Genomic DNA, 14,170 nt, shown 5'->3' with positions numbered 1-14,170 from the left:
CCGGCGGATGCCGGGCTTTTTCGTTGAACCATGACCGTCGATTACTGCTGTACCTGCAGCTCCGTACGACGGTTGCGGGCACGGCCCTCTGCCGTCTTGTTGGTGTCGATCGGATCGTTCAGGCCATGGCCGATCGGTCCTTCCAGCCGGCTCGCATCGATGCCATGCGAGGTCAGGTAGTCGTACACGATCTTGGCGCGGCGTTCCGACAGGCCCTGGTTGTACTGCGCGGTACCGACGCTGTCGGTGTAGCCGGCAACGGTCACGTGCACCTGCGGATAGCGCTTGAGCGTATCCACCGCCTGGTCCAGGATCTGCAACGAATCGCTGCTCGGCACGGCCAGGGTCGGTTCGATATTGCTCTCGCCCTTCTTCGGACGATCGAACTTGAAGTTCACGCCCTTCAGGTCGATCACTACCTTCTGCGGGCAGCCATCCGGACCCACGATCGTGCCTTCCGGCAGATCCGGGCACTTGTTGTCGCACAGGTTCACGCCGTTGCGGAACTGCTTGGAGCAATCCGGTTGCGGCGGCGGTGGCGGTGCCGGCGGTGCGGCAGGTGCCGGCGGCGGCCCGAGGCGGAACAGCAGGGCGACGTCGACCAGCGCATCGCCATAGCCGTTGCGCTGCGGGAAGGTCTTGTCGTCCCAGTCGTAGCGGTATTTCACTTCCGCGCGGAAGTCGATGTTCTCGGTCACGGTCTTGGACAGGCCCACGCCGCCCTCGGCGGCAGGCTCGACCTTGTGATCGAAGGAATTGATGTGCTGGCTGGCCATTACGCCACCGACCAGGTATGGGCGCCATGCACTCCAGTCGCCGAAAAAGTAGCGCGCATCCACGCCGACATCGTTGCTGGCCCAGCGGCCGCCTGCGTCCACATAGCGACGGAAGCTGCGGCGGGTGCGATCGGCGAAGATGTCGATCGACACGTTCGGCGAAATGAACTTGCCCAGATCCAGGCCGTAATAAATCTGGTTGTGATTGGTCAGGCGCTTGGTGTCGTTGTGATACCAGCCGACCATCGGTCCGACATACCAGCGATCGTCGTACGTGGTGCTGGATACGTCGCCGCTCGAGCTGCCTGGGGGAGCAGTCGAAGTATTGTCCTGCGCATGCACGACACCCGCGCCGCCCAAAGCAAGAGCAATCAGGAAGTACAAATTCCTATGTTTCATGAGGTGTCTCCTCTTATATGTGATATCGACGCCTGTCCGGGGGAGGAGCAAGCGCCGCCGGCCTCATGTGGCCGGTAGCCTCTCGGCAAACACACGTAACTTGGCAAACATCGCCAAGGTTCAATGAATCCATCCGCACTTCATGACGCTTTGGTTTTATTGACGTGAATAAAACGGTGCTTTTTTGCTGGCCTCTGACATCACTATTAACGCGTCGTTTATTGTGAGAGTGCGGCGTCTGGGGCGCGTCTGTGTGTCGTGAAATTCGTCTTCACAGATTGTTTCCATCCGTAAAATACGGCTGAATTACAGGATTATTTACAGCTGATTAAGCGTGTTTCGATGTTTGCAAACTAATCGGCATGAATTAATCGCTTAAACAGATAAGAGTTGCGATAAATATCGTCAGGCTTGCGCAAGCGTGCTTATGGATGGCGTGCTGCAGTTATTGCAAAAGATTTAGCGGGGGCTCGGTGTTTCATGGGTGAGAATCATCCGTCGGCATGTGTTGCATGCAAATGCCACGCATGCACGCCGAACGCTGTGCAAGGTATGCACGCGTAGCCAGGATCGAATACATGCGATGCAGGCGTTGCGCTGTCGGGCGATGTGCTCCCGCCTGGACACCGATACCGATGTGCACGACGATCCGTGGGACGTATCCGGCGGCCATGCCCTTGGCCCATTCGATGTGACGGCGGTCACGCCGGATCGATGCCTGCTTCCCGCCCCGGCATGGCGCGGGTAAGGTACGCAGGCTAGGGGGGCGTATGCAGGGAAAAGAACACATGCATTCGGTGGCGGGCCGGGGCCATGCAGCGGATGGCGGCGGCGCGAAATGGTCGGTCATGCCCGACGGGCAATCCTTGTACGTGCGCGACTGGCCGCATCCTGCGGCCCATGCAGCCGTGCTCATCGTGCACGGCCTGGGCGAGCACAGCGGCCGCTATGAACAGCTGGCGCAGTGGTTTCTGGCCCGCGGCCATGCGGTGCGCAGCTACGACCAGCGCGGGCATGGCCATACCAGCGGCCAGCGCGCGGCGCTCAGGCATGGCGATGATCTGCTGCGCGATCTGGCGGTGGTCTACCACGAGTACGCCATCCAGCAGGGGCGGCCGCCACTCTTGCTCGGCCACAGCATGGGCGGCGCGGTAGCGCTGCGCGCTGTGCTGGATGGCCGGGTGGCGCCGCCGGCGCTGGTGCTTTCCTCACCGGCCTTGCGCACCTTCGAAGCGCCTTGGCTGCGCCGGCTGGCGGCGGTGCTCGCGCGGGTGTTGCCGAATCTGCCCCTGCGCAGCGGCCTGGCGTTGGACGGGCTCTCGCACGATCCGCAGGTGATCGAGGACTACCGCAACGATCCACTGTGCGGTGGTGCGATCACGCCGCGCATGGCTGATTTCATCTTCCGCGCGGGCGCCACCAGCATTGCCGATGCGTGGCGCCTGAGTGTGCCCACGCTGCTATTGGTAGCCGGCAGCGACAAGCTGGTCGACCCCTCCGGCAGCCGTGCCTTCGCCGATGGCGCATGGGCCACGAAACAGCTCACCAGCCGCTTTTTCGACACGCTGTTCCACGAGCTGTTCAACGAAACCGAGACCGGCCGCCATCAGGTGCTGGCGCGGCTGGCCGAGTGGCTGCGGCGTTCGGCCACGGCTTAGGGCAGCAGCTTGCGGTACACCACGAAGCCGGACTTATCCGCGACCTGGTCGTACAGGCGCATGGCGGTGGCATTGGTTTCGTGGGTATGCCAATAGACGCGCTTGCAGCCGGCATCGGCAGCGCGCTGGGATACCGCTTCGATCAGGGCGCGGCCCACGCCTTGCCCGCGCGCTTCGTTGGCGGTGAACAAATCCTGCAGATAGCAGGCCGGCTCGATCTGGATGGTGCTGCGATGGAACAGATAATGCGCAATGCCGAGCATCTCGCCGCCAGCTTCGGCCAGCAGTCCGTGCACCGGCTCGTAGGTATCGAAGAAGCGCGACCAGGTGGTGCGGCTGATGTCCTCCGGCAACGCGGTGTCGCCGTGGCGCCCGTAAAAAGCGTTATAGCCTTCCCACAGCGGCTTCCATGCAGCGAAGTCGCTGCGCGCGAACGGACGCACGGTGATGGTTTTCGGCATGGTTTGCTTCCGTCATGGCACAGGTGGGATCCGCGCCATGATGATGAAATGCGCGCAGCGCCGCGAGTGCCGCGCACGACGAAGGACGTTCGATCCGCATGACACACAGCTTGCAGTGGCTGCTCGACCAGGGACACGACGATCGCTCGCTCTATCAACCGGAGTGCCTGCGCGAGCGCGTCGATCTGCTCGATCGCCTGGAAGAGGCACTGCTCGATGCATCCGCAGTCGCCACAGATACGCTGCTGCTGTCGCGCGCAAAGGCGTTGTACGAGAGCCTGGAGACGATCAATCGCGGCATCTATGCGCAGATCCGTGCGGATATCCGCCACGGCCACGGTGCGCGGAGCTTGATGCAGTGGGTACCCGCAAGCTTGTTCGACCAGGCGGCGGGGTTCGCTGGCAATGGGGAGCAATACGACTATCTCGATGCCTTGCTTGCCGGCGTGCTGCCGTGGCCGGAGCCGGGCGATGAGATCGCCGCGCTGGCGCCGGACATGGTGTTCTATCAGCCGACGCCGGCACGCCATATTTTCGACCTGATCCGGCGCGTGCCGCTGGATCGCGGCGACGTGCTGATGGATCTGGGCGCCGGACTGGGGCATGTGCCGCTGGTGGTGTCGATCTGCACCGGCGCGCCTTGCATTGGGGTGGAATGGGAGAACGCCTACGTAACTTGCGCACAGCAGTGTGCGCGGACCCTGCAGCTCGGCAGCTTGAATTTCTTACGGCAGGATGCGCGCGCGACCGATCTGTCCGCTGCTTCCGTGTTCTATTTATACACGCCGTTTACCGGCGACATGCTGCGCAATGTGCTTGACCGCCTGGAGCAGCAGGCGCTGGAACGACGTATTCGCGTGTGCACCCTGGGTCCGTGTACGGCGGTGGTGGCAGGTGCGTCCTGGCTGCAGCCGGAAGGTGTGCTGCGCAGTGATCGGATCGCGTTATTTCACAGCAATCGGGCCTGATCTACCCAGAGTCCCCATAAAGATGCCGCGGTGCCAAGGCGCCGCGGCATTTGGATGCCTATGAATATCAGGCCGATGTCATAGTCGCGGTCCGCGGCGTATGCCGCCGAATATCAGCGACAGCACGAACAGCACGATGAACACGATAAACAGGATCTTGGCGATGCTCGCCGCGCCGGCAGCAATGCCGCCGAAGCCGAAGACGGCAGCGATGATCGCGATAACGAAAAATACGGCAGCCCAGTAAAGCATGGCGATCTCCCGTGGATGAATGGCTCTTGCGGCTGGATTGGAAGCGGGCCAGCCCGCCCCCCGCTACAGATCAGTGGGGCCTGGGATTGGTGTCGTGCCGGCTCTGGTTGAGCTCCCGCTCGAATTCGTGGACTTGCCGTTCGGCCTCGTCGCGTGCGATGCCATAGCGTTCCTGCAGGCGGCCGGACAGCATTTCGGCATTGCCTTCGATCACTTTCAGATCGTTGTCGGTCAGCTTGCCCCACTGCTTCTTGATCTGGCCGGCAACCTGCTTCCATTGGCCGCTGATCGTGTCGTTGTTCATGGTCAATACCTCCGCATATATCGACTGGGACGCCGGGATATCTGGATCCGGCGCAACGATTCGAACAAGCCAGGTGTGAACAATCCGTTCCGCTGTCACGCCGCGGTTAAGCGAGATGAACGCTCAGGCCACGATTTGTTGATGCTGCGTCGATGCGATGTTGGCAATCGGTTCGGGTGGCTTGCGCCGACAGCTTCGATGCGATAACGGGCGCCATGCACATGCATCCCGCACCAGCCTGCGCTCGTTGCGCGACGGTGATGCCAGTGCGGGATGGTTGTTACGGGGTCAGTGTTTGGACTTGCTGTGCTTGCTCATTTGCTGCTCGAACTCGCGAACCTGTTTCTCGGCTTCGGAGTGGCTGATGCCATAGCGCTTCTCGACCTTGTCGATCAGATAGCTTTCGCTGCCGGCACTCACTTGCAGGTCTTGCTCGGTGAGCTTGTTCCAGTGTTGCCGGATATTCGGCGCAAGCGATTTCCACTGGTCGCTGAGCATGTTTTCGTTCATGACCGCACCTCTTTCGCTCAAGGGATTGGCGCAGGACATGTGTGTCCTGCGCAATGAGCGATTTCAGCACCGCTGGCGTAAACCGCCTGTACCAGCTTCGTAAAGCGACTTTGGCTGCGCGGATGAATGGCGGCGCGTGCAACCGGCGTACCGCGCCGCCAGGCGGCGCCGGCGTGATGGGCGCGTGTGCAGCTTATTAAGCCGGACGCGCTTGCTATGGCGTGCTGGCGGCAGTGGACGCGGCAGCTGCGGCAGGCGGCAGGTCGCCGATCATGCGTGCGGCAAGGCCGTCGTAGTTGTAGTCGAAATGATGGTCGCCCGGCATTTCGTAGACCTTCACCCACTTGGGCAGCTTGGGGTCGACGCAGACGGTGTCGTCGCTGTCGTCATGCCCGTAGTAGCAAACCAGCGGCGGCCGGTTTTGCAGTGCGTCGATCTGCGGCAGTGCCGGATAGTGCGGCACCGGGTTGATCGACTGCATGATTTCCTTCAGATGCGTCTTGAGCCAGTTCTCGCGCACCATGATGTAGCCTTCCAGCTCCACCTCGAAGTTCACGTCCTGGCTGGGCGAGAGCAGCACCATCTGCTGCAGGCGCGCGCGATTGGCGGGGCTGAGCTTGTTGACGATGGTCGGCAGCACGTCGGCGCCGAAGGAAAAGCCGATCAGCCACACTTTCTGCTTGTGCCACTGCGCGGTGTACTTGGTGATCAGCGCATCCAGTTCCTGCGCGGACTGTTCCGGCGAACGGTTGCGCCAGTAGTAGTCCAGGCAGCTCACGCCCAGCACCGGCACGCCGCGCGCGACCAGGCGGTTGCCCAGCTGCTGGTCCAGATCGCGCCAGCCGCCGTCGCCGGAGAAAAACACCGCCAGCACATCGTCGTGGCCAGCCGGCGGCGCAGCGGTGGGCTGCAGCTTCACCGTGGCGTCTTCCATGCTGGGACGGGGCAGGGGTTTGAAGATGATCAGCGCGGCCACGATGGCTACGCATACCACCACTGCCAAAATGCGGAACTTCATCGACGCACGACTCCGGTAAGGCCGCCCGAGATCAGGCTGGCAACATTGGTGAGCACCACCGGCAAGGCGATGCCGCCCGGCACCGCCATGTAGCGCGGCTCCCATTCGGGGTCGAACTTGTCCTTGTAGCGGTGCAGGCCCTGAAAATTATAGAAGCGCTCGCCCCGACCGAAGATGAGCGCGCCGAAGCGGTTCCACAGCGGCGCCTGGCGCCGGCTCTGCAGGCCGGACAGCGGCGCCATGCCCAGGTTGAACCAGCGATAGCCCTGCGCCTTGGCCCACAGCATCAGTTCCACGAACAGGTAGTCCATCAGCCCGGCCGGCCCGTCCGGCAGCTGGCGCATCAGGTCCACCGAGGCTTCTTCCATGCTTTCGCACAGGAACATGTTGGCGAAGGCGATCGGCTTGTCGTCCTGCCACACCACCGCCATCGGCATGCGGGCCAGATAGGCTTCGTCGAAGGCTCCGAGCGAGAAGCCTTTTTCGCGCACGCGCTTGTCGCGCAGCCACGCATCGGAGACTGGCTTCAGGCGCGGCAGCAGCGCCGGTACGTCGGCGGTCGGCACGATTTCCAGGCGTAGGCCTTCGCGGCTGAGCTTGTTGACGGTACCGCGCAAGGTCTTCTTCGACTTGCCGTCGAGATTGAACTGCGCCAGCTGCACGCGTGCTTCTTCGCCGATCTTCAGCAGGCTCATGCCCACATCCAGATACAGATCCAGGTCGGCCGGTGCCACCTGGTAGAACACCGGCCAGCCGCCGGCGCGCTCGCAGCGTTCGCGGAAGGTCCACACCAGCTCCTGCCGTGCGCGATCGTTGTGGCCGACCGGATCGCCCATCGCCACCCAGCTGCGGCCTTCGATGCTGTACATGATGAAGGCGGTATCGGCCGGGTCGAACAACAGGCTCTTGTCGCCCATCAGGGCCAGGTGCGCCTGGGCCGAATGGAATTGCTTGATCAGCGGCAATGCACGCGTCAGTTCCGCTTCGTTCGGCGGTGTAGGGCGCGAGCGCGCCGAGCGGATCAGCGAGGTCAGCGCAAACAGCAAGGCCACGCCGGTGGCGCCGACCAGCGCACGCAGCGCGCGTGGTGCGTTGCCGTGATAGAAACTGAATTGCCACCACAGGTCACTGCTGTATTCCACGTGCTGGTAGCTGAAAAACACCAGCCACACGGTGCAGCCCAGCACGGTGGCGCAGGCCAGCAGCCAGCCGAACGAGAAGGTGATGTCGAACAGCGAGGCGCGCCGATAGAACAGGCGATGCGCGGGCGCCAGCGCCACCGCGAGCAGGATCAGCAGGCCCGCTTCTTCGTAGTCGATGCCCTTGAGCAGCGATACCACCGCACCCGCGATCAGTAGCACCAACGTCAGCCAGTAGGCCGCATCGAGCCGGCGCTGCAGGCCGCGCGCGAGGATCAGCAGCGACATGCCGATCACACTGTTGAGGAAGTGCGATACCTCCAGCACCGACAGCGGCAGCAGATCGCTGAGCAATTCCAGACGGCCCGGCAGCACGGCGGTGGCGCCGGAGAACAGCAGCACCGCACCGGAGACCAGGGTGAGCCCGGCGAAGAACGGCGGCAGGATGCCGTTGAACCACGGCGACAGCAGCGCCGCCTGGCGCACGCCGCGTGCTTCGCGGATCACCACTGCCACCGTCGCCGCACACAGCGGCAGCAAATAGTAGACGCCGCGATAGGCGGCCAGCGCGCCGAGAATCGGCGCCGAATGCGCCTGGTTGCCGGCGGCGCCGAAGCCGGCCAGCATCACCGCTTCGAACACGCCCAGGCCGCCCGGCACGTGGCTGATCAGGCCGGCGATCTGCGCCAGCGCGAAGATCGCCAGGAACGAGCCGAAGTGCAGGTCCATCGCATCCGGCATCAGCGCATACAGCACGGCTGCGGCCAGGCCCCAGTCCAGCGCGCCGACGAAGACCTGGCGCAATCCCACCGTTACCGGCGGCATTTTCACCGCCCAACGCCACACCCGGAACGGCCGCCGCAACACGCTGCCGCCGAGCAGCCACAGCAGTGGCATGGCGCACAGGCAGATGCCCAGCAGCACGCGTGCATGCGTCAGCGGCAGGCCGGGCGGCAAGGGCACCAGCAGCAGCGTGGTGCCGGTGATCGCAAACAGGCCCAGCCAGAAGCTGATCGTGCAGAACAGCACCACCTTGGCCACTTCCAGCGTAGACAGGCCTGCCTGGATATAGAAGCGATAGCGGATCGAGCCGGAAACCAGCATCGCCATGCCCAGCGTGTTGCTGAAGGCGTAGCTGATGAAGGAGATCAGCGCCACGCGCGAGCGCGGCAGCTTGCGGCCGATGCTCTGCAGCGCGAACAGGTCGTACAGCGGCATCACCGCATAGCCCAGCGCGGTAAGCACGATCGCCTGGCCGATGCGCCCGCGCCGCAGGCGGTGCATGTATTCGCCCACCTGGTGATAGCTCACTTCGCCGGCCAGCCGGTACAGCGCCCACAAGGCCAGGCCCAGCATCATCACCGACAGCACCGGGCCTGCGAACCGGCGCAACCACACCGGGCCCTGCCGGCTCAAGGCATCTTCCTGGCTAAGGACTTCGGCCCCGCCTTGTTGCTCCACGCTACTGACTCTCTCGATTCCCCAGCCTGTTGATGGTGCCACACTGGCCATTGCAGTTAATAACCTGCGACGCCTTTTGCAACGATGTGTGTGTGGTGCGCGACATGCGCCGGATCAAATACAGCTTGCGCAACGCCATGCCATCAACAGAAAAAGGGCGCCCGTCGGGGCGCCCCGGTTTACATCATGTCGATGCAGCTCAGCCCTTCTTGACTTCGAAGTTCTTGCTCTGCACCTGCTTGCCGTCGAGCGAGATATCCACCTTGTACTTGCCTTCCGGCCACAGGTTCGGGTTCTGCACGCGGAAGGTAGTGGTGGCCGGGCCGTCGGCGATGATCGACTGGCTGGTGCTGGTGACCAGCTGGCTGCTGCCTTCCAGGTAGCTCCACTTGGCGTTGAGCGTGGCACCGGCGGTGCTGCCGCTGGTGTCGACGCTGACGTAGATGGTCTTCTGGCTGGGCGAGAAGGTGGTCATGTCCTTCTTCACCTTGTGGTCCGGGGTGACCGCATCGCCCAGGGTCACGCCGCTGACCTGGAAGCCGCTGTTGTCAGCCGTGGCCGGGGCGGCAGCCGCTGCGGTGGCGGCATGCGCCGGAGCCGTGGCGGTGCTGGCCGGGGCCGGCGCCGGTGCGGCCGGTGCGGTGCTGGTCGCCGCCGGCTTGGCGGCGGTGCCCGCTGCCGCCGGGGCCGGCGCCGTGCTCGACGCGGCAGGCTGGTTCGCCGGCTGCTGCTCGTTCTTGCCGCAGGCGCTGAGCGCCAGCAGGCCGGCAAACGTGACGCTGTAGAGGGCGGCGGAACGTGCGGAGAGTTTCATGGGCGGAATTCCGAAATTTGATAGTGCGGGAGAAGCCGTAAGGCCAACGACCTTGGAGCAGCTGGCAAGGCTAGCGCCCTCGATCTGAAGTGCCGATGACCAGCAGGGCGGCAGAGTGTACCCGAGCAGCAGGCGGAAAGCCGTGTAGCCGTCCGTGCCTGGAGCGGCCTGGCGGCTATTGCCGCGCGCCGCGGAGATTCGCCGGCAGGCCGGCTTCGCTGCTGCGGAAGGGGTTGATGTCCAGGCCGCCGCGACGCGTATAGCGCGCATACACGCTCAGCCGCTCCGGGCGGCAGTGCTGCATGAGGTCGACGAAAATGCGCTCCACGCACTGCTCGTGGAATTCGTTGTGCGTGCGGAAGGACACGAGGTAGCGCAGCAGGCCTTCGCGATCCAGCGCATGGCCGCGGTAGGCGATCTGCACGCTGCCCCAGTCGGGCTGGCCGGTGACCGGGCAGTTGGAGCGCAGCAGGTCGGAGACCAGCATTTCCTCGACGGTGCTGCCGTTGCTGTCGGCGCGCAGATAGTCGGGCCTGGGCGGTCCGTAGTGGTCGATGGCGACCGGCAGCGCGTCGATCGATTCGCCCTCGAGATCGGCAAAAACATGCCTGGCCGCGCGCGGTTCGCGGATATACACCATCACCGGCGCGCCGGCGGCACGCGAAAGGTCCTGCTGCAGCAGGGCGTTCAGCGCAGCGGCGTTGGCCAGCGGTTCCTGCGCAAAGCCGTTGAGATACAGCTTGAACGACTTCGATTCGATGATGTTCGGCGAGGTCGCCGGCACGTGGAATTCGGCCACGGCCGCCACCGGCTTGCCGTGCATGTCCAGCCACGACAGCTCGTAGGCGTTCCAGATATCCACGCCGTGGAACGGCAGCGGCTGTTGCACGCCGATGTCGTCGCGCTTGGCCTGGCGCGGAATGGGGAACAGCAGGCTGGGATCGTAGCGGTCGGCGTAGACGGTGTGCTTGCCGAGCGGGGAGTGTTCGGGAGTGCTCATGCCGCGCATTTTACTGCGCGGCATGCGCTGCCGCTGGCTTATTTATTGATATGCACCATGCCGGCTTCGGTATAGCGCGCACCGGATACGGCTTCCACCGGGAAAATCCGCTCGATTGAGGCTAGGTCTTCCTGGCTCAGCTGCACCTCCAGCGCGCCGAGGTTTTCATCCAGGCGCGCGCGCTGCTTGGTGCCCGGAATGGCCAGCACGTCGGGGCCTTGCGCCAGTACCCAGGCCAACGCGAGCTGGGCCGGCGTGCAGCCTTTTTCCAGGGCCATGGTCTTGACCTGCTCGACCAGCAGCAGGTTGCGCGCGAAGTTCTCGCCGACGAAACGCGGATTGGTGCGGCGGAAATCGTTGGCCTCGAAATCCTCCGGCCGGGTGATCGATCCGGTCAGGAAGCCGCGGCCCAGCGGCGAATACGCCACCAGTGCCACGCCCAGCTTGCGGCACATGGCGAGCGTGCCGTTCTCTTCCGGATCGCGCGTCCACAGCGACAGCTCGCTCTGCAGTGCGCTGATCGGGTGCACCTTGCTGGCACGCTCGATGTTCTGCGCCGAGGCTTCGGACAGGCCCAGATAACGCACCTTGCCCGCGGCCACCAGCTCGGCCATCGCGCCGACGGTTTCCTCGATCGGCACATTCGGATCCACGCGGTGCTGGTAATACAGGTCGATGCGCTCCACGCCCAGGCGCTTGAGGCTGTTGTCGCAGCTGGCGCGCACATATTCCGGACGGCCGCTGATGGCGCGCTTGGCCGGATCGTTCGGATCGCGCACGATGCCGAACTTGGTGGCCAGGAACGCATCCTCGCGGCGGCCCTTGATCGCCTTGCCGACCAGTTCTTCATTGATGAAGGGGCCGTACATGTCGGCCGTATCGAGCAGGGTGATGCCGCGGTCCAGCGCGTGCTGGATGGTGGCGATCGATTCGGCGTCGTCGCGCTTGCCGTAGAAATCGCTCATGCCCATGCAGCCGAGGCCGAGGGCGGAGACAGCCGGACCGTGCTTGCCGAGTGTGCGTGTCTGCATGATGAGTCTCATGGTGGGGGCGGGGGATAGCGCATCTTCAGTGCATGCGGGCCTGCGATAAATACTCAATAATGGGCATCACCATTCCATCTGGATCAACAATCCATGGACCGCCTCGATGCCATGCGCCTGTTTACGCGGATCGTCGAACTGGGCAGCTTCACCGCCGCCGCCGATGACCTGAACCTGCCGCGCGCCACCGTCACCCATAGCATCAAGCGGCTGGAGACGCGGCTGGGTACCCAGCTGTTGCGGCGGACTACGCGGCGCGTGCAGACCACTCGCGATGGCGAGGCGTATTACAGCCATTGCGTGCGCCTGCTGGCCGAGATGGATGCAGTCGAAACGGATTTTCGCGAAGCCAATGTGCAGCCGCGCGGCCGTCTGCGCATCGACGTGCCGGCGCAAATGGGACGCCTGTGGCTGATTCCGGCGCTACCGGCGTTCTTCGCGCGCTATCCCCTGCTGGAACTGGATATCGGCACCGGCGACCATTTCGTCGACTTGCTGCGCGAAGGCGTGGACTGCGTACTGCGCGTGGGCAAGCTGCCGGATTCGGGCCTGGTCGGGCGCCGCGTCGGCATGCTGGAACAGCTGACGGTGGCCAGCACCAGCTATGTGCGCAAGCACGGTGCGCCGCAGACGCTGGCCGATCTGCAGCACGGGCATTACGCCGTGAACTGGACCTCGCCCACCACCCATCGCAACGAACCGCTGGAATTCATGGTGGGGCGCAAGCGGCGCGAGGTGAGCATGCCCGGGTTTGTCGCGGTAAGCGGCGTGGAGGCGTACCTGGCTTGTTGCGAACACGGGCTGGGGATTGCGCAGTTTCCGCGTTATCGCGTGGCGGAGGCCTTGGCCAACGGCACCTTGCGCCAGATCCTGCCGGCTATGCCGCCGCCATCCTTGCCGGTAACGGTGTTGTATCCGCCGCATCGGCAGCTGCCGGCGCGACTGCGGGTATTCGTGGATTGGATGGTGGATGTGATGAGCAAGCAGTTATAGGTTGGGTTAGCACCGCGTAACCCAACAATCTTTCTTCGTAGCGACATCGTTGGGTTACCCCCGGATCAAGTCCGGGGCACCCCAACCTGCGCTCAGCTTCTTGGCAGCCCGTGGCGAGCGACGTTGGTGGCCATCGTCTGCGGTGTCAGCGGCGCTCCTGCTGCCGCCAATGCCTCGCGCTGCTGCGCCAGCGGCATGCGCAGCATGCTGTCTTCGAAGTGCGCCAGTTTCTGGAACGCCGGCAGGGCCTGGGTTCGCTGCAGCAGCGCTGCTACGCGCGGCCATTTTTGCGCATCGACGGTGTAGCGCACGAACGCGGCCGTGCGGAAATAGGAGGCGAGGCTGATATCGGCGATCGACAGCTCGTCGAACACAAAGCCTTCCGCCGGCAGCTGCGTTTCCAGATAGTCGAGCGCCGCGGGAATATCCACCTCGCGCGCCTTGCGCACCATGTCTTCGTCGGTCGGCTCATTGAATACGTAGCGCAGTACGGCGAGCTGATAGAACAGTCGCCACACCAATACGTCGGCCAGCCGCGTATCGGCGTATTCCTCCAGCCAGCGCGCCTTGGCACGCTGCACGATATCGACCGGATACAGCGACGGTGCGGGGTATTTGTCTTCCAGGTACTGGCAGATCACGCTGGAGTCGTTGAGCACCAGTTCGCCGTCGAGCAGCACCGGCACGCGCCGCAACGGGCTCAGGCGGGAGAACTGCTCATCGCCGACGAAGGGCGTGATCGGATCGATGCGGTAGTCGATGCCTTTCAGTTCCAGGCAGGCCAGCACTTTGCGCACATAAGGCGAAAGGTAGTTGCCGATAACGGTCAATGGCTGGGACATGGTCGTCAGGCGCCAGCCAGCGGCGGCACCGGTGTCGGCGAGCCGTTGGAATCGAGTGCGATCATCACGAAGCGGCCAGTGGTGCAGACGCGGCGGTCGCCGGTGAGCGGGTCTTCCGCGGTCATTTCCACTTCCACCTTCATCGAGCTGTGGCCGGTGCCGACGATGCGCGCCACCAGTTCCACCAGCTGGCCCTTGCGCACCGGCACGCGGAAATTCACTTCCTCCGAGCGCGCGGTGACCACCGTGCGGCGTGCATAGCGCGAGGCGACGATAAAGGCCGCCTTGTCCATCCAGGCCAGTGCCTGGCCGCCGAACAGGGTGCCCAGGTGGTTGGTGTGATCGGGGAAAACCATTTCCAGCAGGCGTGCTTCGTGAAAATCGTTGCTCATGGGGTATCGGGGGCAGGTAGGGACGCACACAATAAGGCCGGCCCGGGCGGCGCGCCATCCGTAGGGAGCCGGCGCTCGATACCTTTGGCAGGGGTGGGGGATGCCGGGCGGGTTTACGATGACAGGTTGGGGACAGCCGT

General features: G+C 64.0%; 15 protein-coding genes. 3 read left to right on the top strand and 12 right to left on the bottom strand.

Features of this window, described 5'->3' with window-relative positions:
• Nucleotides 1-41 precede the first annotated feature (41 nt).
• Nucleotides 42-1,175, bottom strand: a complete 1,134-nt coding sequence (locus IGX34_RS03630) for an OmpA family protein (protein ID WP_192554285.1) — start codon at nt 1,173-1,175, stop codon at nt 42-44.
• A 788-nt stretch (nt 1,176-1,963) separates the two neighbouring features.
• Here IGX34_RS03630 and IGX34_RS03625 point away from each other — a divergent pair.
• The gene (locus IGX34_RS03625) at nt 1,964-2,833 is read left to right on the top strand and encodes an alpha/beta hydrolase (protein ID WP_192554284.1); all 870 of its coding nucleotides are present in this window, start codon (nt 1,964-1,966) and stop codon (nt 2,831-2,833) included.
• On the opposite strand, the gene IGX34_RS03620 is transcribed toward IGX34_RS03625, so the two are convergent.
• Nucleotides 2,830-3,294: a GNAT family N-acetyltransferase gene (locus IGX34_RS03620; RefSeq protein ID WP_192554283.1), complete on the bottom strand. Its 465-nt coding sequence runs from the start codon at nt 3,292-3,294 to the stop codon at nt 2,830-2,832. The two genes, IGX34_RS03625 and IGX34_RS03620, sit on opposite strands and share 4 nt — an antisense overlap.
• A gap of 98 nt (nt 3,295-3,392) precedes the next feature.
• Here IGX34_RS03620 and IGX34_RS03615 point away from each other — a divergent pair, with 98 nt between their 5' ends.
• Entirely contained in the window at nt 3,393-4,262 is an 870-nt protein-coding gene (locus IGX34_RS03615) for a hypothetical protein (protein ID WP_192554282.1), read from the top strand.
• Nucleotides 4,263-4,340: 78 nt separating this feature from the next.
• Here the strand turns inward: IGX34_RS03615 and IGX34_RS03610 are convergent, their stop codons facing one another.
• The 8 genes from IGX34_RS03610 to IGX34_RS03575 form a co-directional block, all read right to left on the bottom strand.
• Nucleotides 4,341-4,514, bottom strand: coding sequence for a DUF1328 domain-containing protein (locus IGX34_RS03610; protein WP_192554281.1), 174 nt, complete (start codon nt 4,512-4,514; stop codon nt 4,341-4,343).
• A 70-nt stretch (nt 4,515-4,584) separates the two neighbouring features.
• Nucleotides 4,585-4,818: a CsbD family protein gene (locus IGX34_RS03605; protein WP_192554280.1), complete on the bottom strand. Its 234-nt coding sequence runs from the start codon at nt 4,816-4,818 to the stop codon at nt 4,585-4,587.
• 288 nt (nt 4,819-5,106) lie between these two features.
• Nucleotides 5,107-5,328: a CsbD family protein gene (locus IGX34_RS03600; protein WP_192554279.1), complete on the bottom strand. Its 222-nt coding sequence runs from the start codon at nt 5,326-5,328 to the stop codon at nt 5,107-5,109.
• A 214-nt stretch (nt 5,329-5,542) separates the two neighbouring features.
• On the bottom strand, nt 5,543-6,346 hold the full coding sequence (locus IGX34_RS03595; RefSeq protein ID WP_192554278.1) for an AcvB/VirJ family lysyl-phosphatidylglycerol hydrolase: 804 nt from the start codon (nt 6,344-6,346) through the stop codon (nt 5,543-5,545).
• The gene (gene mprF / locus IGX34_RS03590) at nt 6,343-8,901 is read right to left on the bottom strand and encodes a bifunctional lysylphosphatidylglycerol flippase/synthetase MprF (protein ID WP_225737161.1); all 2,559 of its coding nucleotides are present in this window, start codon (nt 8,899-8,901) and stop codon (nt 6,343-6,345) included. The genes IGX34_RS03595 and mprF overlap by 4 nt, the downstream gene beginning before the upstream one ends.
• Before the next feature lie 244 nt (nt 8,902-9,145).
• Nucleotides 9,146-9,760 carry a hypothetical protein gene (locus IGX34_RS03585; protein ID WP_192554276.1) on the bottom strand — a complete coding sequence of 205 codons (615 nt, stop codon included), beginning with the start codon at nt 9,758-9,760 and terminating at the stop codon, nt 9,146-9,148.
• Between the two features lie 175 nt (nt 9,761-9,935).
• The gene (gene queF / locus IGX34_RS03580; protein WP_192554514.1) at nt 9,936-10,760 is read right to left on the bottom strand and encodes an NADPH-dependent 7-cyano-7-deazaguanine reductase QueF; all 825 of its coding nucleotides are present in this window, start codon (nt 10,758-10,760) and stop codon (nt 9,936-9,938) included.
• Between the two features lie 38 nt (nt 10,761-10,798).
• Entirely contained in the window at nt 10,799-11,791 is a 993-nt protein-coding gene (locus tag IGX34_RS03575; protein ID WP_192554275.1) for an aldo/keto reductase, read from the bottom strand.
• A 105-nt stretch (nt 11,792-11,896) separates the two neighbouring features.
• Between IGX34_RS03575 and IGX34_RS03570 the strand changes: the two genes are divergently transcribed.
• Nucleotides 11,897-12,796: a LysR family transcriptional regulator gene (locus IGX34_RS03570; protein ID WP_192554274.1), complete on the top strand. Its 900-nt coding sequence runs from the start codon at nt 11,897-11,899 to the stop codon at nt 12,794-12,796.
• Between the two features lie 92 nt (nt 12,797-12,888).
• Here the strand turns inward: IGX34_RS03570 and IGX34_RS03565 are convergent, their stop codons facing one another.
• Entirely contained in the window at nt 12,889-13,638 is a 750-nt protein-coding gene (locus IGX34_RS03565) for a glutathione S-transferase family protein (protein ID WP_192554273.1), read from the bottom strand.
• Between the two features lie 5 nt (nt 13,639-13,643).
• A complete protein-coding gene (locus IGX34_RS03560) occupies nt 13,644-14,030 on the bottom strand; it encodes an acyl-CoA thioesterase (RefSeq protein ID WP_192554272.1) in 387 nt (128 codons plus the stop codon).
• Nucleotides 14,031-14,170 lie beyond the last annotated feature (140 nt).

This window comes from Dyella acidiphila, from assembly GCF_014863405.1.
Classification (GTDB): domain Bacteria; phylum Pseudomonadota; class Gammaproteobacteria; order Xanthomonadales; family Rhodanobacteraceae; genus Dyella_B; species Dyella_B acidiphila.
This window is presented reverse-complemented; position numbering and strand designations above follow the sequence as displayed.